General features: G+C 56.9%; 23 protein-coding genes. 12 read left to right on the forward strand and 11 right to left on the reverse strand.

Annotation, left to right across the window (positions count from 1 at the left end):
• The first annotated feature begins 7 nt into the window (after window positions 1–7).
• Genes AC4OVU_RS18195 through AC4OVU_RS18215 form a run of 5 tightly spaced genes read left to right on the forward strand, consistent with a single transcriptional unit; the run spans window position 8 to window position 3,000 of the window.
• Entirely contained in the window at window positions 8–574 is a 567-nt protein-coding gene (locus AC4OVU_RS18195; protein ID WP_015571838.1) for a YggT family protein, read from the forward strand.
• On the forward strand, window positions 571–867 hold the full coding sequence (yggU, locus tag AC4OVU_RS18200; protein ID WP_023304404.1) for a DUF167 family protein YggU: 297 nt from the start codon (window positions 571–573) through the stop codon (window positions 865–867). Before AC4OVU_RS18195 ends, yggU begins: the two co-directional genes overlap by 4 nt.
• Before the next feature lie 3 nt (window positions 868–870).
• Window positions 871–1,464 (forward strand): RdgB/HAM1 family non-canonical purine NTP pyrophosphatase, encoded by a 594-nt coding sequence (gene rdgB, locus AC4OVU_RS18205; protein WP_110292354.1) that lies wholly within the window; start codon window positions 871–873, stop codon window positions 1,462–1,464.
• Window positions 1,457–2,605, forward strand: a complete 1,149-nt coding sequence (gene hemW / locus AC4OVU_RS18210; protein WP_110292355.1) for a radical SAM family heme chaperone HemW — start codon at window positions 1,457–1,459, stop codon at window positions 2,603–2,605. The genes rdgB and hemW overlap by 8 nt, the downstream gene beginning before the upstream one ends.
• A 56-nt stretch (window positions 2,606–2,661) precedes the next feature.
• The gene (locus AC4OVU_RS18215; RefSeq protein WP_047726774.1) at window positions 2,662–3,000 is read left to right on the forward strand and encodes an endonuclease domain-containing protein; all 339 of its coding nucleotides are present in this window, start codon (window positions 2,662–2,664) and stop codon (window positions 2,998–3,000) included.
• 82 nt (window positions 3,001–3,082) lie between these two features.
• Here AC4OVU_RS18215 and AC4OVU_RS18220 read toward each other — a convergent pair whose 3' ends face one another.
• From AC4OVU_RS18220 to trmB, 3 genes are read right to left on the reverse strand one after another with little or no spacing between them, the layout of a single operon-like run.
• Complete coding sequence (locus AC4OVU_RS18220; protein ID WP_015571842.1) at window positions 3,083–3,799, reverse strand: YggN family protein; 717 nt, start codon at window positions 3,797–3,799, stop codon at window positions 3,083–3,085.
• 56 nt (window positions 3,800–3,855) lie between these two features.
• Window positions 3,856–4,182 (reverse strand): YggL family protein, encoded by a 327-nt coding sequence (locus AC4OVU_RS18225; RefSeq protein ID WP_003862421.1) that lies wholly within the window; start codon window positions 4,180–4,182, stop codon window positions 3,856–3,858.
• Entirely contained in the window at window positions 4,182–4,901 is a 720-nt protein-coding gene (trmB, locus tag AC4OVU_RS18230) for a tRNA (guanosine(46)-N7)-methyltransferase TrmB (RefSeq protein WP_015571843.1), read from the reverse strand. Before trmB ends, AC4OVU_RS18225 begins: the two co-directional genes overlap by 1 nt.
• 144 nt (window positions 4,902–5,045) lie before the next feature.
• Between trmB and mutY the strand changes: the two genes are divergently transcribed.
• From mutY to AC4OVU_RS18250, 4 genes are all read left to right on the forward strand, one after another.
• Window positions 5,046–6,098: an A/G-specific adenine glycosylase gene (gene mutY, locus AC4OVU_RS18235; protein ID WP_181419209.1), complete on the forward strand. Its 1,053-nt coding sequence runs from the start codon at window positions 5,046–5,048 to the stop codon at window positions 6,096–6,098.
• Between the two features lie 26 nt (window positions 6,099–6,124).
• Window positions 6,125–6,397, forward strand: a complete 273-nt coding sequence (locus tag AC4OVU_RS18240; RefSeq protein ID WP_003862425.1) for an oxidative damage protection protein — start codon at window positions 6,125–6,127, stop codon at window positions 6,395–6,397.
• A 124-nt stretch (window positions 6,398–6,521) separates the two neighbouring features.
• Window positions 6,522–7,598 (forward strand): membrane-bound lytic murein transglycosylase MltC, encoded by a 1,077-nt coding sequence (gene mltC / locus AC4OVU_RS18245; protein ID WP_017382930.1) that lies wholly within the window; start codon window positions 6,522–6,524, stop codon window positions 7,596–7,598.
• Between the two features lie 283 nt (window positions 7,599–7,881).
• The gene (locus tag AC4OVU_RS18250) at window positions 7,882–9,138 is read left to right on the forward strand and encodes a nucleoside permease (protein WP_047716350.1); all 1,257 of its coding nucleotides are present in this window, start codon (window positions 7,882–7,884) and stop codon (window positions 9,136–9,138) included.
• A gap of 79 nt (window positions 9,139–9,217) precedes the next feature.
• Here the strand turns inward: AC4OVU_RS18250 and citG are convergent, their stop codons facing one another.
• Genes citG through AC4OVU_RS18290 form a run of 8 tightly spaced genes read right to left on the reverse strand, consistent with a single transcriptional unit; the run spans window position 9,218 to window position 16,529 of the window.
• Window positions 9,218–10,021, reverse strand: coding sequence for a triphosphoribosyl-dephospho-CoA synthase CitG (citG, locus tag AC4OVU_RS18255; RefSeq protein ID WP_047716349.1), 804 nt, complete (start codon window positions 10,019–10,021; stop codon window positions 9,218–9,220).
• Window positions 9,999–10,538: a citrate lyase holo-[acyl-carrier protein] synthase gene (gene citX / locus AC4OVU_RS18260; RefSeq protein ID WP_022651835.1), complete on the reverse strand. Its 540-nt coding sequence runs from the start codon at window positions 10,536–10,538 to the stop codon at window positions 9,999–10,001. The genes citG and citX overlap by 23 nt, the downstream gene beginning before the upstream one ends.
• Entirely contained in the window at window positions 10,535–12,058 is a 1,524-nt protein-coding gene (gene citF, locus AC4OVU_RS18265; RefSeq protein WP_023304410.1) for a citrate lyase subunit alpha, read from the reverse strand. Before citF ends, citX begins: the two co-directional genes overlap by 4 nt.
• A 10-nt stretch (window positions 12,059–12,068) precedes the next feature.
• Entirely contained in the window at window positions 12,069–12,944 is an 876-nt protein-coding gene (gene citE / locus AC4OVU_RS18270; protein ID WP_023306921.1) for a citrate (pro-3S)-lyase subunit beta, read from the reverse strand.
• A complete protein-coding gene (gene citD, locus AC4OVU_RS18275; RefSeq protein WP_017382935.1) occupies window positions 12,941–13,234 on the reverse strand; it encodes a citrate lyase acyl carrier protein in 294 nt (97 codons plus the stop codon). Before citD ends, citE begins: the two co-directional genes overlap by 4 nt.
• Window positions 13,235–13,250: 16 nt before the next feature.
• Entirely contained in the window at window positions 13,251–14,273 is a 1,023-nt protein-coding gene (citC, locus tag AC4OVU_RS18280; protein ID WP_047716348.1) for a [citrate (pro-3S)-lyase] ligase, read from the reverse strand.
• 13 nt (window positions 14,274–14,286) lie between these two features.
• Window positions 14,287–15,150: a fumarylacetoacetate hydrolase family protein gene (locus AC4OVU_RS18285; RefSeq protein WP_015571851.1), complete on the reverse strand. Its 864-nt coding sequence runs from the start codon at window positions 15,148–15,150 to the stop codon at window positions 14,287–14,289.
• Window positions 15,151–15,167: 17 nt separating this feature from the next.
• Entirely contained in the window at window positions 15,168–16,529 is a 1,362-nt protein-coding gene (locus tag AC4OVU_RS18290) for a 2-hydroxycarboxylate transporter family protein (protein WP_110292357.1), read from the reverse strand.
• Between the two features lie 368 nt (window positions 16,530–16,897).
• Between AC4OVU_RS18290 and AC4OVU_RS18295 the strand changes: the two genes are divergently transcribed.
• From AC4OVU_RS18295 to AC4OVU_RS18305, 3 genes are read left to right on the forward strand one after another with little or no spacing between them, the layout of a single operon-like run.
• Window positions 16,898–17,923, forward strand: coding sequence for an IS630 family transposase (locus tag AC4OVU_RS18295; RefSeq protein ID WP_040118421.1), 1,026 nt, complete (start codon window positions 16,898–16,900; stop codon window positions 17,921–17,923).
• A gap of 49 nt (window positions 17,924–17,972) precedes the next feature.
• Window positions 17,973–19,610: an ATP-binding protein gene (locus AC4OVU_RS18300; RefSeq protein ID WP_015571853.1), complete on the forward strand. Its 1,638-nt coding sequence runs from the start codon at window positions 17,973–17,975 to the stop codon at window positions 19,608–19,610.
• On the forward strand, window positions 19,600–20,292 hold the full coding sequence (locus tag AC4OVU_RS18305) for a response regulator (RefSeq protein ID WP_015571854.1): 693 nt from the start codon (window positions 19,600–19,602) through the stop codon (window positions 20,290–20,292). The genes AC4OVU_RS18300 and AC4OVU_RS18305 overlap by 11 nt, the downstream gene beginning before the upstream one ends.
• Window positions 20,293–20,334: the final 42 nt, after the last annotated feature.

A 20,334-nucleotide genomic window follows, 5' to 3' on the forward strand; every position in this document is an offset into this window, starting at 1 on the left:
GAACGCCATGAAGACGTTGACTTTCCTGCTTTCAACGGTCATTGAACTGTATACGATGGCGCTGCTGTTGCGCGTCTGGATGCAGTGGGCCCGTTGTGATTTTTACAATCCATTCTCACAATTTATCGTGAAAATCACGCAGCCCGTTGTGGGGCCGCTTCGCCGCGTCATTCCGGCAATGGGGCCAATTGACAGTTCATCTCTGCTGATGGCGTTTATTCTGAGCGTTATCAAAGCGATCGTGCTGTTTATGGTCATCACTTTCCAGCCGATTATCTGGATTTCAGCCGTTCTGATCCTGGTTAAAACCGTCGGCTCGCTGATCTTCTGGGTCCTGCTGGTGATGGCGATCATGAGCTGGGTAAGCCGGGGCCGTAGCCCGGTGGAGTACGCGTTGATTCAGCTGACTGAACCGTTGCTGCGTCCGATTCGTAGCCTGCTGCCTGCAATGGGCGGAATCGACTTTTCCCCGATGCTTCTCGTTCTGCTGCTGTACGTGCTGAATATGGGTATCGCGGAACTGTTACAGGCGACGGGTAATATGCTGCTGCCGGGGCTGTGGATGGCGTTATGAGTGCAGTTAGCCCCTGCGCCGACGGGCTGGTTTTGCGGCTGTACATTCAGCCGAAAGCCAGCCGCGACAGTATTGTTGGGCTGCATGGCGACGAGCTAAAAGTCGCCATCACTGCCCCGCCGGTTGACGGCCAGGCGAATGCGCATCTGACCAAATATCTGGCTAAACAGTTTCGCGTCGCTAAAAGCCAGGTCATCATTGAGAAAGGTGAACTTGGCCGGCATAAACAGGTAAAAATCCTTAACCCGCAATCTATCCCGACGGAAGTCGCGGCTCTGAAAGAACAGGACTAAACCATGCAGAAAGTTGTTCTCGCCACCGGTAACGCCGGTAAAGTGCGCGAGCTGGCCTCGCTATTAAATGATTTTGGGCTGGACGTGGTGGCCCAGACCGGGCTGGGCGTGGACTCCGCCGAAGAGACCGGCCTGACGTTTATCGAAAACGCCATTCTAAAAGCGCGCCATGCGGCGCAGATCACCGGACTGCCCGCGATAGCCGATGACTCCGGTCTGGCCGTGGATTTTCTGGGCGGTGCGCCAGGGATTTACTCCGCCCGCTATTCCGGGGTGGACGCCACCGACCAGCAGAATCTGGAAAAGCTGCTTGTGGCCCTGAAAGACGTCCCTGACGAACAGCGTACCGCGCAGTTCCACTGCGTGCTGGTCTACATGCGTCACGCGGAAGATCCCACGCCGATTGTCTGTCACGGCAGCTGGCCGGGCGTGATCACCCTTGAAGCGGCGGGCAACGGCGGCTTTGGTTACGACCCGATTTTCTTTGTCCCGACCGAGGGAAAAACCGCTGCGGAACTCACCCGCGAAGAGAAAAGCGCGATCTCCCACCGTGGACGCGCCCTGAAACTGTTACTGGAAGCACTGCGTAATGGCTAATTTGCCGCCTCTGAGTCTTTATATTCACATCCCATGGTGCGTGCAGAAATGCCCGTACTGCGATTTCAACTCGCACGCGCTGAAGAGCGAAGTGCCGCACGATGATTACGTCGCGCATCTGCTGGCCGATCTGGATGCTGATGTATCGTACGCACAGGGACGTGAAGTGAAGACCATTTTTATTGGTGGCGGTACACCGAGCCTGCTTTCAGGCCCGGCGATGCAGACGCTGCTGGATGGCGTGCGCGCACGCCTGAACCTGACAGTGGATGCTGAAATTACGATGGAAGCCAACCCCGGTACCGTTGAGGCCGACCGTTTTGTCGAGTATCAGCGTGCGGGCGTGAACCGTATCTCTATCGGCGTGCAGAGCTTTAGCGAGCCAAAGCTGAAGCGTCTGGGGCGTATCCACGGCCCAGAAGAGGCAAAACGCGCGGCAAACCTGGCAACGGGGCTTGGGCTGCGCAGCTTTAACCTCGACCTGATGCATGGCCTGCCGGATCAGTCGCTCGAAGAAGCGCTGGACGATTTGCGTCAGGCGATTGAACTGAATGCGCCGCATCTGTCGTGGTATCAGCTGACCATTGAGCCTAACACCCTGTTTGGTTCCCGTCCTCCGGTGCTGCCGGACGATGACGCGCTGTGGGATATCTTCGAGCAGGGCCACCAGCTTTTGACCGCGGCGGGGTATCAGCAATACGAAACGTCGGCGTATGCGAAGCCGGGCTATCAGTGTCAGCACAATCTGAACTACTGGCGTTTTGGTGATTATCTGGGAATTGGCTGCGGCGCACATGGCAAAGTGACCTTCCCGGACGGACGCATTCTGCGTACCGCCAAAACGCGTCACCCGCGCGGGTATATGGAAGGCCGCTACCTGGAGCGTCAGCACGACGTCGAGGCGGCGGATAAGCCGTTTGAGTTCTTTATGAACCGCTTCCGTCTGCTGGAAGCCGCACCGCGCGCGGAATTTACGCGTTATACCGGGCTGCCGGAGTCAGTGATTCGTCCGCAGATTGACGAGGCGCTGGCGCAGGGGTATCTGACCGAGTGTGATGAGTCCTGGCAGATCACCGAGCACGGCAAGCTGTTCTTAAACTCCCTTCTTGAGCTGTTCCTCGCTGAAAATCCTGAAGGCTGATTCAGAATTTTACATCCCGTTCTGCTGGCTGAGGGAAAGGCTGGCAGAGTGTGGGGATGGAAAAATCAAAACAACTCCGCAAACAAATGACACCCGAAGAAGTACGCCTCTGGTATTTGCTCAGAGGTCGTCGTTTCTTCGGGTATAAGTTTCGTCGTCAGATGCCGGTTGGGCCGTATATCGTGGATTTTGCCTGCTTTAAGGCGAAGCTGATTATTGAGCTGGACGGTGGGCAACATCAGGATGAGGAGAACTATGATTCACGTCGTACCGCGTTTTTGAATACGAACGGATGGGAAGTCGTACGGTTCTGGAATAATGAATTTCGCGTTAACGAAGATGAAGTGTTAAATATCATTCTTCAACGACTGCAATGCCTGATGCCCTCACCCTAACCCTCTCCCACATGGAGAGGGAACTCTAACTCCCTCTCCCTGTGGGAGAGGGCCGGGGTGAGGGGTCCTGCGCGCAGAGGCGTTACTTCAGCGTCCCCACCAGCGCCTTCCGGCTGTCTTCCAGCGACACCACGCGTTTACACACGTCTTTGCCGAACTGCTGGAAATCGGCTTCCTGATTCTTCCACTCGTTCTGAATCGAGGTTTGCAGTCCGCCCAGGCTACCCAGTACACCCTGCAACGGATTACCGCCCCCCTTCAGCACCGCTTTGGCGCCCATCTCGTTGATGCTGTCCTGGAGAATGCCGCCCATCGCCTGGTTCACCAGCTGCTGACCGTCGGCACGCACCTGATCGATCGCCTTATAGTGGAACGTCAGGCCATCAGAGCGCGTCTCGATAATACGGTTCATCTGCTCTTTCAGCTGTTTATCCAGCTTCGTCAGGCGGGTGCGCATATTGCTGCTCTCCCCCACCTCTTTGGTGATGATTTTATCCAGCGCCACGCGGCTCTTTTCAACGCGGGTCAGCGCGCCATCGTTGATCCAGGGCAGCGCGGTACGCAACTCGGCCTGGTAGTCCATCGCCTGCTCGCGCTGGGCGGCCGTCAGGTTTTGCGGTTTGCCGTTAAAGGTCACGTTGCCATCCGGCGTAATCACCAGATTGCCATTCTCGCCCTTAACCTGCACGGTTTGCGGACTCAGCACCACGTCATCACGCGGGGTGACGCTACATTTATACTCCGCATGGGCGGTGGTTCCGATTGCCAGTAAAGCAACAGCCAGCAACGTTTTGCGCATCTTTAACACTCCCTCAGACAAAATGGGCCAGCTAATGCTGGCCCGTTCTTGCTTTATTAGTCCCACCAAACGTCGAAAAGTTCGCTAACGCGGACATCTTCCAGTTTGTGGTCTTCAAGCCATTTGCGTACCAGCGCCTGATGCTCTTCGGTGCATTTCCCCACTTCCTGGGTGCAAATCAGACCTTCCCACGCCAGATAGCCGCTACCGTCGAAGGCCAGCTTGTTTGGCTCGATCACCTCGTTGATGAACGCATCAACGTCCTGATCGATCTGCTCAACGCTGGTGCCTTCCGGGAAGCGCCAGGCAACGGAGAAACCCACTTCCTGGAATTCTTCGATGTGCATCTTTTTACGCAGACGACGGCTACGATTCTTTGCCATTATTTCACCCTCTCGAACATTAAGTCCCATACGCCGTGACCAAGACGATGGCCACGCTGTTCAAATTTTGTCACCGGACGTGAATCCGGACGCGGTACGTAGTCGTTGCTTTCAGACTGATTTTTATACCCGTCCAGGGACGACATCACTTCCAGCATATGTTCCGCATAAGGTTCCCAGTCGGTTGCCATGTGGAAAACGCCGCCCAACTTGAGCTTACTTTTCACCAGCTCGGCAAACGGCGCCTGAACGATACGGCGTTTATTATGACGCGCTTTGTGCCATGGGTCAGGGAAAAAGAGCTGAACCATGTTCAAAGAATTGTCAGGAATCATTTTGTGCAGCACTTCCACCGCGTCGTGACACATGACGCGCAGGTTCTCAACGCCCTCTTCGTGGGCCGTTGCCAGGCACGCACCGACGCCCGGCGAGTGTACTTCGATACCGAGGAAGTTCTGCTCCGGGCGCGCTTTTGCCATGGTCACCAGCGAGGTGCCCATGCCAAAACCAATCTCCAGCGTCACTGGCGCGTCGCGGCCAAACAGGTCGGTGAAGTCGAGCGGTTGCTCGCTGAACTCAACGCCCATCACCGGCCAGTAGTTGTCCAGCGCGTGTTGCTGCCCTTTTGTCAGGCGCCCCTGACGGCGGACAAAGCTGCGAATACGGCGCAGCGGGCGACCGTTTTCATCAAATTCCGGTGAAATGACGTCGTTTTTCATAAAAGAGTTGTCTGCTTGTGAGAATGTTCGGGAAACGGGCATTATCCAAAGTTAAGGCTTCTATGCAAGCATGGGAAAGATCCGGTTTACAGCAGATTGACGCTGTGCTGCAATCTGCGTCCCTGATTAAGCGAATCGATGACCATGCAAGCCTCTCAATTTTCAGCCCAGGTGCTGGACTGGTACGACAAATACGGGCGTAAAACCCTGCCCTGGCAAATTGAAAAAACGCCTTACAAAGTATGGCTCTCCGAGGTGATGTTGCAACAAACGCAGGTCGCGACGGTCATTCCTTACTTCGAGCGTTTTATGGCGCGCTTCCCGACTATCACCGATCTGGCCAACGCACCGCTGGACGAGGTACTGCACCTGTGGACCGGCCTCGGCTATTACGCCCGCGCGCGCAACCTGCACAAAGCCGCACAGCAGGTCGCCACCCGCCACAACGGTAAATTCCCGGAAACCTTTGACGAGGTGGCGGATTTGCCCGGCGTCGGGCGCTCCACCGCAGGCGCCATTCTCTCCCTCTCATTAGGCAAGCATTTCCCTATTCTCGACGGCAACGTCAAGCGGGTGCTGGCACGCTGCTACGCCGTAGATGGCTGGCCGGGCAAGAAAGAGGTTGAGAAACGCCTGTGGGAGATCAGTGAAACGGTCACTCCGGCGAAAGGGGTGGAGCGTTTTAACCAGGCGATGATGGATCTGGGCGCGATGGTCTGCACCCGTTCAAAACCGAAGTGCGAACTCTGCCCGGTAAACAACCTCTGCGTGGCGTATGCGAACCACACCTGGGCGCAGTATCCGGGGAAAAAACCGAAGCAGACGCTGCCTGAACGCACCGGGTACATGCTGCTGATGCAGCATGGCGACGAGGTTTTTCTCGCTCAGCGCCCGCCGAGTGGCCTGTGGGGTGGTCTATACTGCTTCCCACAGTTTGAGGATGAAATCTCGCTTCGGGCATGGCTTGAACAGCGCGGCATTGCGGCCGATACCCTGACGCAACTCAACGCGTTCCGTCATACCTTCAGCCATTTCCATCTGGATATTGTGCCGATGTGGCTTCCCGTGTCCTCATTCACGTCGTGCATGGATGAAGGCACCGCTCTCTGGTATAACTTAGCGCAACCGCCATCAGTCGGGCTGGCGGCTCCCGTGGAGCGCCTGTTACAGCAATTACGTGTCGGAGCAATGGTTTAGCATCGGCAAGACAAAGAGGAATGAGTATGGCCAGAACCATTTTTTGTACTTTCCTACAGCGCGACGCTGAAGGCCAGGATTTCCAGCTCTACCCGGGCGATCTGGGTAAGCGCATCTATAACGAGATCTCCAAAGAAGCCTGGGGACAGTGGCAGAAGAAGCAGACCATGCTGATCAACGAGAAAAAGCTCAGCATGATGAACCCGGAACACCGCAAACTGCTGGAGCAGGAGATGGTGAACTTCCTGTTCGAAGGTAAAGACGTCCACATCGAAGGCTATACGCCACCGGAAAAATAATAACGCGCAGCTGCTGCCCGGCGGCGCTGCGCTTGCACGGGCCTACGGTTTTGTAGGTCGGGTAAGCGCAGCGCCACCCGGCAACAGCAACCCCAAAGCAAACACAACACGCACTCCCGGAATGATGAAAAAACTTTTAGCGCTAGCCCTTGTTGCGCCGTTGCTTGTGTCTTGTTCTTCCAAAAAAGGCGATGAATACAACGAAGCCTGGGTCAAGGACACCAACGGTTTTGACATTTTGATGGGGCAGTTTGCCCACAACATCGAGAACATATGGGGATTTAACGAAGTTCTTATTGCCGGACCGAAGGACTACGTTAAGTACACCGACGCCTATCAGACCCGTAGCCACATCAACTTCGATGACGGTACGATTACGGTTGAAACCATCGCGGGGACTGAACCTGCGGCGCATTTACGTCAGGCCATCATCAAAACCCTGCTGATGGGCGACGATCCGGGGTCTATCGACCTCTACTCTGATGCCGATGACATCACCATCTCCAAAGAGCCATTCCTGTATGGCCAGGTCGTTGACCAGACCGGTCAGCCGATCCGCTGGGAAGGCCGCGCCACGAAATTCGCCGACTACCTGCTGCAAACGCGCCTGAAAAGCCGCACTAACGGCCTGAAAGTAATCTACAGCGTCACGATCAACCTGGTGCCGAACCACCTCGACAAGCGTGCGCATAAGTATCTGGGCATGGTGCGTCAGGCGTCGCGTAAGTATGGCGTGGATGAGTCGCTGATCCTGGCGATTATGCAGACCGAGTCCTCGTTCAACCCCTACGCGGTAAGCCGTTCCGACGCGCTGGGGCTGATGCAGGTTGTACAGCACAGCGCCGGTAAAGACGTGTTCCGCGCGCAGGGGAAATCCGGCACGCCGAGCCGCAGCTACCTGTTCGATCCGCAAAGCAACATTGATACCGGTACGGCCTACCTGGCGATGCTGAACAATGTCTACCTGGGCGGGATTGATAACCCAACCTCACGCCGCTATGCGGTGATCACCGCCTATAACGGCGGGGCGGGCAGCGTGCTGCGCGTCTTCTCAAATGACAAAGTGCAGGCCGCGAACATCATCAACAGCATGGCGCCGGGGGATGTCTACTCAACCCTCACCACCCGCCACCCGTCTGCGGAATCACGCCGCTATCTGTATAAGGTGAATACGGCGCAGAAGAACTACCGTCGCCGCTAAAAAGCTACCCCTCACCCTGCCCTCTCCCAGAGGGAGAGGGTATTCAAGTTCCCTCTCCCTCTGGGAGAGGGTTAGGGTGAGGGGACATCAGACCGCACCCATCTCATCCCACCCATACGAAAATGCTATTTGCATCACAATCCAGACTGCAAATTAATGTGGATTGCATTTTTTTGCGGGAGGTAACAAAACATATCGTTGCCAACTGATAGAATTGCATCAAATAACAACCCTGAATGTTCCCAAAACAACATATCTCCCGCTCACTTGTGAGGAAAGTAACATGAACCTTAAGCTGCAGCTTAAAATCTTGTCGTTTCTGCAGTTCTGCCTGTGGGGTAGCTGGCTGACTACACTCGGCTCCTATATGTTTGTGACGCTCAAGTTCGATGGTGCGTCGATCGGTGCCGTTTACAGCTCGCTGGGTATTGCGGCTGTCTTCATGCCAACGCTGCTCGGTATCGTGGCGGATAAATGGCTAAGCGCGAAATGGCTGTATATGCTTTGCCACCTGGTGGGTGCGGGGACGCTGTTTATGGCGGCCGAAGTGACCACGCCGGGGGCGATGTTCATGGTGATCCTGCTTAACTCGCTGGCCTATATGCCAACGCTTGGCCTGATCAACACCATCTCCTACTATCGCCTGAAATCTGCCGGTCTGGATATCGTCACCGACTTCCCGCCAATCCGTATCTGGGGCACCATCGGCTTTATCATGGCGATGTGGGGCGTGAGCTTCGCGGGCTTCGAGCTGAGCCATATGCAGCTCTACATCGGCGCGGCGCTCTCCGTACTGCTGGCGCTGTTCACCCTGACACTGCCCACCATTCCGGTATCTAATCAGCAGAAAAACCAGAGCTGGAGCACCATGCTTGGCCTGGACGCCTTCGCACTGTTTAAAAACAAGCGCATGGCGATCTTCTTTATCTTCTCCATGCTGCTGGGCGCGGAACTGCAAATCACCAACATGTTCGGTAATACCTTCCTGCACAGCTTCGATAACGATCCGCTGTTTGCCGGGAGCTTTATCGTCGAACACGCGTCGGTGATGATGTCCATCTCGCAGATCTCCGAGACGCTGTTCATCCTGACCATCCCGTTCTTCCTGAGCCGCTACGGTATCAAGAACGTCATGCTGATCAGTATCGCCGCCTGGATGTTGCGCTTCGGTCTGTTCGCCTATGGCGACCCGAGCGCGTTCGGCACCGTGCTGCTGGTTCTGTCGATGATTGTTTACGGCTGTGCCTTCGACTTCTTCAACATCTCCGGCTCGGTGTTTGTGGAAAAAGAGGTGAAGCCTGAAATCCGCGCCAGTGCGCAGGGCATGTTCCTGATGATGACCAACGGCTTCGGCTGTATTCTGGGCGGCGTGGTAAGCGGCAAAGTGGTTGAGATGTATACCACTAACGGCATCACCAACTGGCAGCCAGTGTGGCTGATCTTCGCCGGGTACTCGCTGGTGCTGTTCTTCGCGTTCATTGCGCTGTTCAAGTACAAGCACGTGCGCGAGCCGCACGCTGCGCAGCCGATCGCGCATTGATTGTTGTGCCCGGTGGCGCTGCGCTTACCGGGCCTACAAAACCAGACCGTAGGCCGGGTAAGGCGTAGCCGCCACCCGGCTATTTTATTCCAGAAAGCACCCACCCCACCGACAGCAAATCCGCGCTGCCGCCCGGGCTCAGATTGCGTTCAATCAATGCCTTATCCATCTTCAGCAACGCCTCGCAGTCCCAGCCGTTAGCCAGTAATTCCCGCGCGTAGCCCTGAACGTAGCGCAGCCCCTCAATGCCGCCGCGCGAAACGAGATTGCTGTCCTGATTTACCGCAATCAGGCGCAACAGCAGGCCGTGAAGCGACTGACCGTTCCACGCATCCAAAGCCTTACGCACCGTGGCAAAGCCGCTTTCTGCCTCGCCACGCGCGCCGGTTAAACCGTACAGCTGAAACTGCCGCTCCCCCGCCGTTGCCTGCCCACTGCGCCCGGCCAGCTCCCTCGCCACCAGCCCATGACAGATGTTACTTACCTCACAACAGAGGCTATCCGCAGAGATATTTTTCACACGCCCGGCGGCGAAGCAGAGCAAACCGAGGGCAAAAATCCCGCCCTTGTGGGTATTTACCCCGCCCGTGGCGGCGTACATTGCCTGCTCGCAGGCCATTCCCATTGGGCGAAGAATCCGCAACTGCCGATCGGCAGGTTTGGCCGCATGTGCTTCACCCAGTTCCGCAAACCGGGCAAACCACGGCGTAATCGCCATAATGCTGCGGACAAACAAGGCATGGTCCATATCGCGATGGGAGCCGTTATTGAGCCTGTCCACCAGCCCCGGTTTTGGCGTCAGCTCCAGCTCCTGCCACAGCGCCTCTGCGGCAAGCACAGGGAGATCAACCGGGCGCGGTTCAGTCGCGAGCAAACCAGTCATCGATCATCTTCTCCACGCGGGAAACCACCTGCTCAGCGGGGTGATTGCGCGAACGGGAACAGGCGTGGGCGGGCTCGTCACAGATCAGGCAGCGTCTGAGATTCGCCCCCAGCGACTGACGCCCGACGTGGCCGTTTTCAGGGCAGATCACATCCAGATCCCACAGCCTGCCGAGCGGGTGCGTCTGCTCCAGTTCTGCACAGTGCGCCTTAATTTCCGCCGCCGGATGCGCGATGCACCACAAGGCTTCAGGTCCGGTGGGTAGCCACAGCACCTTACGGTCCAGCACCTGCCAGCGGTTTTCCCACAGCAGCTGGTCGCACATTTGCAGCGCCACGCCCATGGTGTTGCGATAGCGAAGGCTGTCTTTGATTTCCCCGGGCGTAACCAGCGTGAGGGAGATCACCGGTTGTTGATAGTGCGCAAGCATGTCAGCCTGGCGCGCTGCGCGGCGCTCTTTCGCCGCCAGCAGTTCGTCCAGGCTGACACCCGTCCGCACGGGTGTCGCAATAGTCACACTTCCTCCTTTACCTGTCGAACGGTGTCGATCACGCTGCCGTCGCGGTAGCGGATCACCCCGACGATTTTGTCGGTGAACTCAATCGGTTTCGGTACGCCTGTCAACGAAATCGCTCGCTCATACAGCGCGTTGATATCTACAACCTTCAGCCCTGCTTCCATAAGTCGTTCGCGGATCTCCGGGCGCGCCGGGTTGACCGCAATACCGTGGTCGGTGACCAGCACGTCAATGCTCTCCCCCGGCGTGAGGCGGGTGGTAACGCGCTTCACGACGGTCGGGATGCGGCTTCGCAGCAGCGGCGCGACCACAATGGTCAGGTTGGCTGCCGCCGCCACGTCGCAGTGTCCGCCGGATGCGCCACGCATCACGCCATCGGAGCCGGTGATGACATTGACGTTAAAGTCGACGTCGATTTCCAGGGCGCTGAGGATCACCACGTCGAGCTGGTCGCAGCTTGCCGCCTTGCTGCCGGGGTTGGCGTAGACGTTGGTGGAGATCTCCACGTGGTTCGGGTTGCGCGCCAGCGAGGCCGCTGCCTGGCCGTCAAAGCACTGGGTGTCGAGCAGCTTTTCGATGAGCCCCTTCTCGTGCAGATCCACCAGGCTGCCGGTGATGCCGCCAAGGGCGAAGCGCGCCTTCACGCCGCCGCGCTCCATCTTCTCTTCCATAAAACGGGTGCAGGCGGTGGCCGCTGCGCCGGAGCCGGTCTGCATCGAGAAGCCTGGTTTGAAATAGCCAGAGTGTTCAATCACGTCCGCCGCATAGCGGGCGATCATCAGCTCGCGCGGGTTGCTGGTGACGCGCGCCGCGCCGACGCTGATTTTCGCCGGGTCGCCCACGCTCTCCACCTGCACGATGTAGTCCACCTGATCCTGCACCAGGCTGGCGGGCATATTGGGGAATGGCACCAGCGCTTCGGTCAGCAGCACCACCTTACGGGCAAAGTGCGCATCCACCATGGCGTAGCCCAGCGAACCGCAGCACGATTTTCCGTGCGTCCCGTTGGCGTTGCCAAACTCATCGCTGCACGGCACGCCGAGAAACGCCACGTCGATATTCAGCTCGCCGTCCTGGAGCAGCTTCACGCGCCCGCCGTGGGAGTGAATTTGCACCGGCTCGTCCATCAGCCCGTGGGAGATGGCATCCGCCAGCCTGCCGCGCATGCCGGAGGTGTAAATCCGGGTGATGACGCCACTCTCGATATGCTCGATCAGCGCGTCATTGCAGGTCATCAGCGAGCTGGAAGCCAGGGTCAGATTTTTGAAGCCCATCCGCGCCAGCAGCGCCACGACGGTGTTGATCACCCGGTCGCCTTCGCGAAAGGCATGGTGGAAGGAGATGGTCATCCCGTCCTGCAAGCCGCTGCGCTTAACCGCCTCTTCAATTGAGGCGCAGAGCTTGCGGCTGTGCTTCGCCTCGCTGTCCGCCAGCCACGGCGTCGCGCTGTGGGCGGTATCAAAGGGTTTCAGATCCCGCAGATGGGGGAAATTTACATGGAGAAGTTCTGTCTGATTCATTATGTCATCCTTACCGACGCACGCCAGAGGCCGCCGCGCGCTCCAGTACCACCTGCGCGTGGTTAATAATCGGTGCATCCACCATTTTGCCGTTGAGCGACACCACGCCCAGGCCGTTACGCTCGCCCTCTTCTGCCGCCTCAATCACCCTTTTGGCGTGATCCACCTCTTCCTGAGTCGGGGCGTAGGCGTTGTGCAGCAGGTCTATCTGGCGCGGGTTAATCAGCGATTTGCCGTTGAAGCCCATCTTGCGGATCAGGTCGACCTCGCGCAGGAACCCGGCTTCGTCGTTAACGTCGGACCACACCACGTCGAAGGCGTCGATACCGGCGGCGCGTGCGGCGTGCAGCACGGCGCAGCGGGCATAGAACAGCTCGGTGCCGTCGCCGCGCTCGGTCTGCATGTCCATCACGTAGTCAAAGGCGGCCAGCGCGATGCCGATCAGGCGCGGGGAGCTGCGGGCAATCGCCACGGCGTTGATAACGCCAATGGCCGATTCAATCGCCGCCATCACGCGGGTGGAACCCACTTCGCGCCCGCACTCCTGCTCGATACGCTCGAGGTGGCCTTCCAGCTCGTAAATATCATCCGGGGTGTCGGTTTTCGGCAGGCGAATCACGTCCACGCCCGCGCGCACGGCGGCCTCCAGATCCAGCAGGCCAAACGGCGTGCTCAGCGGGTTAATGCGCACCACGGTTTCGATATCCTGATACATTGGGTGCTGCAACGCGTGGAACACCAGCATGCGTGCGGTGTCTTTCTCGCGCAGGGCCACGGCGTCCTCAAGGTCAAACATGATGGAGTCGGGGCGGTAGATAAAGGCGGTAGAGAGCATGGCGGCATTGGCGCCTGGCAGGAACAGCATACTGCGGCGGAGTTTGCTCATTTCAGCGCCCCCCAGTTGATGGCCTGTTCATCGGCGGCACGCAGAAGCGCGCTTTGCAGGCGAGCGCGGATCACACAGTCCAGCGCCCCTTTGTCTTCAATAATGATTAATCCCTGGTGCACGTTCATGGCGCGCAATGTGTCGTTGACCACCTGGCGTATCTGCTCGCCAAACTGCTTAATCACTTCACTGTGGATGACAATCTCCAGCTCACCGTGAGCGGGGGCGATTTTCACCATCAGGTCGCTGGACTCCTGCGTTCCGGCCAGCGCCTCCCTTACAATATTCATGATAAATTCCTGATAGTTATGCGACTTCCGCACTCGCACGATAATGTGCTTCGAGGTGCGCGAAGGTGGAGTCCGGGACAATCTCCCGGATCCGGGAAAACTGCTGTGTCTTGAGTAAACGGCGCACTTCCGAGGCCGAAATGGCGTTGCCGGTGGCCTTGATGCGCGGCATCTCCACCACGTCGATGTGCGAGGCCAGCAGGTCGTGCAGCGTCTGGTTGTACTGCCGGGTGATGTCGCAGAACGGCTCCGAGCCGATGAAGCGGTGCGTGATGCCCAGCGCCGGGGCGATATAGTCCCGGAAGATCAGCACGTCGATCTCGCTCCACGCCTGCTGCACTTTGCCGGTCTCCTTCAGGAAGTAGGCCGGAAACGTGGCGCGGGAGATGATGTACTGCGAGCCTTCATGCACCACCACGTTCGGCAGATGCGCCACGCCCGCACGCACCATCTCAAGGCGCGCGCTGAACGGGAAGAACGAGGCGTCTTCACGCACCACAAACAGATGCAGGGCATCGCACTGCGCCGCTGCCTGCTCCACCAGATGACGATGGCCGAGGGTGAAGGGATTGGCGTTCATCACGATCGCGCCCGTTTTTTCCCCACACCTGCGCTTAGCGCGCAGGGATCGGCAGTAGCGCGCGATCCCCTGCGGAGTGTTCTCCATTAGCACCGCGTTGTTCCCGCTCTGGGCAATCGGCCAGAAACCGCTGCGGCCAAAGCGCTCCTTATTGCACGGACGGGTGCAGAGGAAGAGGTGAAAATGGCCGCGCTCCAGCGCCGCGTTTTCCACCTCTGCCAGCAGACGCGCGCTGAGGTTTTCCCCACGAAGCTGCTCGTTGACCGCCACGCATTTGATGACGTTGGCAGCCAGCCCGGCGCAACCCACCAGCTGCGCGCCGGACCAGGCTTCGACAAACAGCGTGATGTCGTTGTCCAGGCCAAGGCCGCTGTCTGCCAGCAGGTAGCGGATTTGGCTTAAGCGTTCCGGGTGTTTCGCCACAACGGTGTGCCGAAAATCAATGGGTTGCGATTGCATGCTGCCGCCTTACTCAGTGCGCTGCCGCGAGCCCGACGGCTGGCGCTTCCACGATCACGTTGCTCAGATGACCGATATGCTCGATCTCCACCTCAATGCGATCCCCCTCCTTCATAAACAGCGGCGGGTTGCGCTTTTTACCCACGCCACCAGGCGAGCCGGTGATGATCACGTCGCCCGGGCTGAGACGGGTGAAGGTGCTGATGTACTCGATCAGCTCCGCCACCTTGTGGATCATGCTGCTGGTGTTGTCCTCCTGCACCATGCGGCCGTTCAGCCAGGTGCGGATCGCCAGGCTGTGCGGGTCCGGGATCTCATCCGCCGTCGCCATCCACGGGCCGAACGCCCCGGTCTGGCGCCAGTTTTTCCCGGCGGTGAACCAGGTGTGCTGCCAGTCGCGGGCGGAGCCGTCCATGTAACAGCTGTAGCCCGCCACGTGGCGCAGGGCGTCGTCGCGGCTGATGTTCTCCCCGCCTTTGCCGATGATCACCGCCAGCTCGCCTTCGTAGTCGAACTCGCTGGAGTGGCGCGGCTTCAGCACCGGCTCGTTGTGGCCGGTCTGTGAATCCGGGAAGCGGACAAACAGCGTCGGGGCCGGGTTGTGCTGGTCAAACTCCTTGCGCTTGTCGGCATAGTTCATGCCCACGCAGAGGATTTTTTCCGGCTGGACAATCACCGGTAAGAAGGTGATGGCGTTCAGCGGTACATCCACCGCGTCGTTCAGAAAACGGGTGGCCTGCGCCAGCCCGTTCCCCTGCAACAGCGCTTTAAGGTCGCCATAGCGGTCGCCCAGGCGGCGGCCCAAATCAATCACGCCTTCGGCCTGTACGATGCCGTAGCTGCGTTTTCCCTGGTATAAAAAGCTTGCGAGTTTCATTGTTCTTTCCTGAAAACTTAAACGAGGAAGTTGCCCAGAATCAGCAGTGAGACAGAGACGTTAATCGCGCCGCCGATACGGGTAGCAATCTGGGCGAATGGCATCAGGCTCATGCGGTTGCCTGCGGTCAGGATCGCCACGTCACCGGTGCCACCCTGCCCGCTCTGACAGCAGGAGACGATGGCGACATCAATCGGGTGCATACCAATCTTTTTGCCAACGAAGAATCCGGTCGCCACCAGCGCGGAAACGGTGCTGACAATCACCAGCAGGTTGCTGACGGTGAACGCCGCCACCAGTTCATGCCATGGGGTAATCGCCACGCCGACAGCGAAGAGGATTGGGTAGGTCACGGAGGTCTGGAAGAATTTGTACACCACCTGGGAACCCTCCAGCAGACGCGGAGAGGCGCCGTTGCAGAGCTTCACCAGCACCGCCATAAACAACATGCCCACCGGCGCTGGCAGACCAATCAGCTTGTGACCGAGCATGCCCAGCATGTACAGCAGCACCGCCAGCAGCGCGCCCGAGGCGATGGTCGTCACGTCCGCTTTGCCGGAGAACGCAGGTTGGGAAACAGTGGCATCAGCGTTGGCGCGATTCGGCATCAGCTGGCCTTCACCGGTCAGGTGCGGGTAGCGTTTACCGAGCTGGTTGAGGCAGCCGGAGATAATGATCGCCGTCAGGCCGCCGAGCATCACCATCGGCAGCACGCGGCCGAGCGCCACGCCCTGATCCATATGCAGCAGGGTGGCATAGCCGATAGAGAGCGGGATCGCCCCTTCCCCGACGCCGCCCGCCATGATCGGCAGAATGATAAAGAAGAAGATCTGGAACGGCTCGAGGCCCAGCGCCAGCCCAACACCCATGCCGACAATCATGCCGACGATTTCACCGCACAGCATCGGGAAGAAGATGCGCAGGAAGCCCTGGATCAGCACGGTGCGGTTCATACTCATGATGCTGCCGACGATAATGCAGCAGATATAGAGGTAGAGAATATTGGTGGATTTATAGAATTTGGTCGTGGACTCAACCACCACGTCCGGCAGCAGGCCGTAATAGACCAGCGCGGAAGGGATAAAGGTGGCGCAAATTGCCGCCGCACCGAGCTTGCCGACAATCGGCAGGCGTTTGCCGAACTCACCGCAGGCAAAGCCGAAGAAGGCCAGCGTGGCCACCATGACCACAATGTCGCTCGGCAGTTTTCCGCCCAGGCAATCAATCGCAATCAGCGCGCCCGCCAGAACGAACAGCGGCAGAGGAATAATGCCGATTTTCCAGGTATCCATAATATGCCACCAGCGCTCTTTGAGCGATGGCCGCAGAATATCAATCGGGTCGTGGGTAACAGAGAATGAATCGTCAGTTGTGCTCATAATAAGCCCCTTAGTTATTTTGTGCGTTCAGCTTAGAGTCACAAAGGCTTACTTTATGTGAGGGATGGCATATTAAAAGCGAAGTTTTAATGGACGCTATGGTTTTAATGGTTTCTTTTATTTAATGTGACTTACGCCTTATTTATTGCCGTGGTTTTTATGGTTTCTTTTCTTAACTGAACAAAGAAATAACATTTATTCATTTAACCTTAAGAGGATGAGACTTTCGGAAAAATCTTTTACAGGCTGCGCTGTGCAAGGGATCACAAGTTTTCGGCAAAGCGGGCATCCTGGCTTTAAAAGATGATATATACCCGTGATCATTGAAGACGCTTGATTTTTCAGCAACAGGAGATCATGCTGTCCCCATGAAAATCTTTATCACTGACCAACAAAAAGCTGAACTTGAGCGTCTTCATGACTCCAGTCGTGATAAGCGCGTTTGCGATCGCATTAAAGCCATTCTTCTGGCCTCCGAGGGCTGGAGTTCGGCCATGATCGCTCAGGCTTTACGCCTGCATCAGACTACTGTTGACCACCATATCAGCGAGTTTCTGAACAAAGGCAAGCTGAAGCCCGAAAATGGCGGCTCAGACAGCAAACTCAGCGCTGAACAAACGGCTTTTTTAATCAGCCACTTATCCGACAATTTATTTTACCATACCCGTGATATTGTCGCGTTTGTCGCGCGGACATGGAACATCGTTTTCAGCATTCCGGGAATGAATAAGTGGCTGCACCGGAACGGCTTCACCTATAAAAAACCGTCAGGCGTCCCGCATAAATTCAGTGAAGAGAAACAAAAGCAATTCATTGAATATTATGAGGAACTCAAAGCCACCGCAGGTGATGAACCGGTTCTTTTTATTGATGCTGTCCATCCGACTCAGGCCACCAAAATAGGTTATGGCTGGATACGTAAAGGCCAGAGAAAAGCGGTAAAAACAACAGGTAGTCGTACACGGCTGAATATCATGGGGGCGCTGAATCTGAAGGCCCCGGAACATCCGCTAATCTGCGAATATAAAACGGTTAATGAATACAACGTATCTCGTTTTTTCAATGAGATACGTAAAATTTATCCAGATTATCAGCAGAAAGTTCATGTTATTCTGGATGGTGCTGGTTATCACCGTTCACAGTTAGTGAAAGACTGGGCGGAGGTGGTAAATATAAAACTTCATTACCTCCCGCCGTACAGCCCGAACCTGAATCCGATAGAACGAATGTGGAAGTTAATGAACGAACATGCCCGGAATAACCGCTACTTCAGCAACAGCAGGGAGTTCAGGGATGCAATATCTGAATTTTTCAGCCATACGTTACCGGGGATAGCGGGTTTTCTGACGTCCCGAATTAACGATCATTTTCAGGTGCTCAAACCTGCATCTTGAGGTTTATTGGGTATATTCAGCCGACCTGTTGATATCTCGCGTGATAGTTATGAAAGTATCGTTTCAGATCAAGCTGTTTATTTCGCTGGTCGCCTTTTTCTCAGTGCTGTTCGCATTACTGGGCGGATATTATTATGTCGATGTCGGCAGGCAGCTTTATCAGGAAATGAGCGCGCGCGCAAAAATACAGGCCGAAGAAATTGCGCTTATTCCTACCCTGCGAAAAGAAGTCGAACAAAAGGATATCCTGGGTATCCATGACTTTATGCAGAAAATAGCCGCCCGCAGCGACGCCAGTTTTATTGTGATTGGTGACAATAAGGGGCTGCATCTTTTCCACTCCGTGTTTGCCGACCGGGTAGGCAAAACGCTGGTTGGCGGAGATAACGACGAGGTATTACACGGCAAAAGCACCATCACCATCCGCAAGGGCGGGTTAGGCATTTCGCTGCGCAGCAAAGCGCCCATTTTTAATGATGCCGGGCAGGTGGTGGGGATTGTTTCGGTAGGCTATCTCACGAGCTATCTAGACACCATCACCGTCAGCAAGGTGGTTAATATCCTGATTGCCGCCGTGCTGCTGCTTATCGCCCTGTTTATTTTCTCCTGGTTCTTCACCCGCAGCATCAAGAAGCAGATATTCTCTCTGGAGCCGCGCGAAATCGGCCTGCTGGTGCGCCAGCAAAAGGCGATGATGGAATCCATTTATGAAGGGGTGATTGCCATCGACGACGATCTCCGCATTGAGGTGATCAACCAGGCGGCGCGTAAATTATTAGGCTTACGCCAGCCCGCCCGCGAACTGCGAGGTCAACTCATCAGCCAGGTGATCGCGCCCGTCCCGTTCTTCAACGCGCAAACCATGCTTGCGAAAGACACCCACGATGAGATCTGTCGCTTTAACGATCTCACAGTTATTGCCAGCCGGGTGCGGATCATGCTGGAAGATGCGTTGCAGGGCTGGGTGATCACCTTTCGCGATCGCAACGAGATCGACTCGCTCAGCGCCCAGCTCAGCCAGGTGAAGCGCTACGTTGATAACCTGCGCATCATGCGCCATGAACAGCTGAACCGCATGACTACGCTGTCCGGCCTGCTGCATATGGGCCGTTATGACGAAGCGATTCGCTACATACAGGCGCAGTCGGAACACGCTCAGGAGCTGCTGGACTTTATCTCGTCCCGCTTTAGCTCTCCGACGCTGTGTGGTTTGCTGCTTGGAAAGGCCGCCCGCGCGCGTGAAAAAGGCGTTGAGCTGAGTTTCGACCCGGCCTGCCGGGTGGATAAACCGTTCCTGCCGCTGCTCGAATCGGAACTTATCTCGATCATCGGGAACTTGCTGGATAACGCCATTGAAGCGACCCAGCGTGCACCGCTCCCGCATGCCCCGGTGGACGTGCTGATAAAGCTGAACGAGCAGGAACTGATTATTGAAGTCGCCGACCAGGGCGTCGGCATCACACCGGAGATCCGCGACCGGATCTTTGAGCGCGGCATCACCACCAAAACGCGCGGCGATCATGGTATTGGCCTGTATCTGATTGAAAGCTATGTCACACAGGCTGGCGGTGCAATTGAAGTTGCCGATAACACCCCACGCGGTGCCATTTTCTCACTGTTTATTCCCGCCACGGGAACGGCCCGGCACCCCGTACAGGAACTGGAAGATACCGACTATGCAACATGAACTTATCGACGTACTGATTGTTGAAGACGAGAACGAACTGGCGCAACTGCACGCGGAGCTTATCGGTAAACATCCGCGTCTGAGGCTGGTGGGGATTGCCGCGTCGCTGGCCGACGCGCAGGTACAACTGGAGAGCAAACAGCCGAAGCTGATGCTGCTGGATAACTACCTGCCGGACGGCAAAGGCATCACCCTTATCAGCAACCCGATGCTCACCCGCGCCAACTGCTCGGTGATTTTCATCACCGCCGCCAGCGATATGGACACCTGTAGCCAGGCAATTCGTAACGGCGCGTTCGACTACATCCTCAAGCCGGTTTCCTGGAAGCGCCTGAGCCAGTCGCTGGAACGTTTTGTGCAGTTTGCCGAACAGCAGCGCGTCTGGAAGATCGTCGACCAGCAGAACGTAGATTCACTCTATCAATTGCAGGCGAAAAACTATCGCCTGGACAACGGCAGCAAAGGGATAGAGGAGAACACGCTGGCGCGGGTGCAAATGCTGTTTAACAACAAGGCGGCGCACTGTTTTACGGTGGATGAGGTGGTGAGCGAGACGGGCCTGAGTAAAACCACCACCCGGCGCTATCTGGAACACTGCGTGGAGGTGGGTTTTCTGACGGTGGAGATGCTGTACGGGAAGATTGGGCATCCGAGAAGGATGTACCGCCGCGCAGAAGCCTGACGCAGTATTGTAGGCCCGGTAAGCTTGCGCCGCCGGGCACTC

It is taken from the genome of Enterobacter sp. 6722112, from assembly GCF_058661685.1.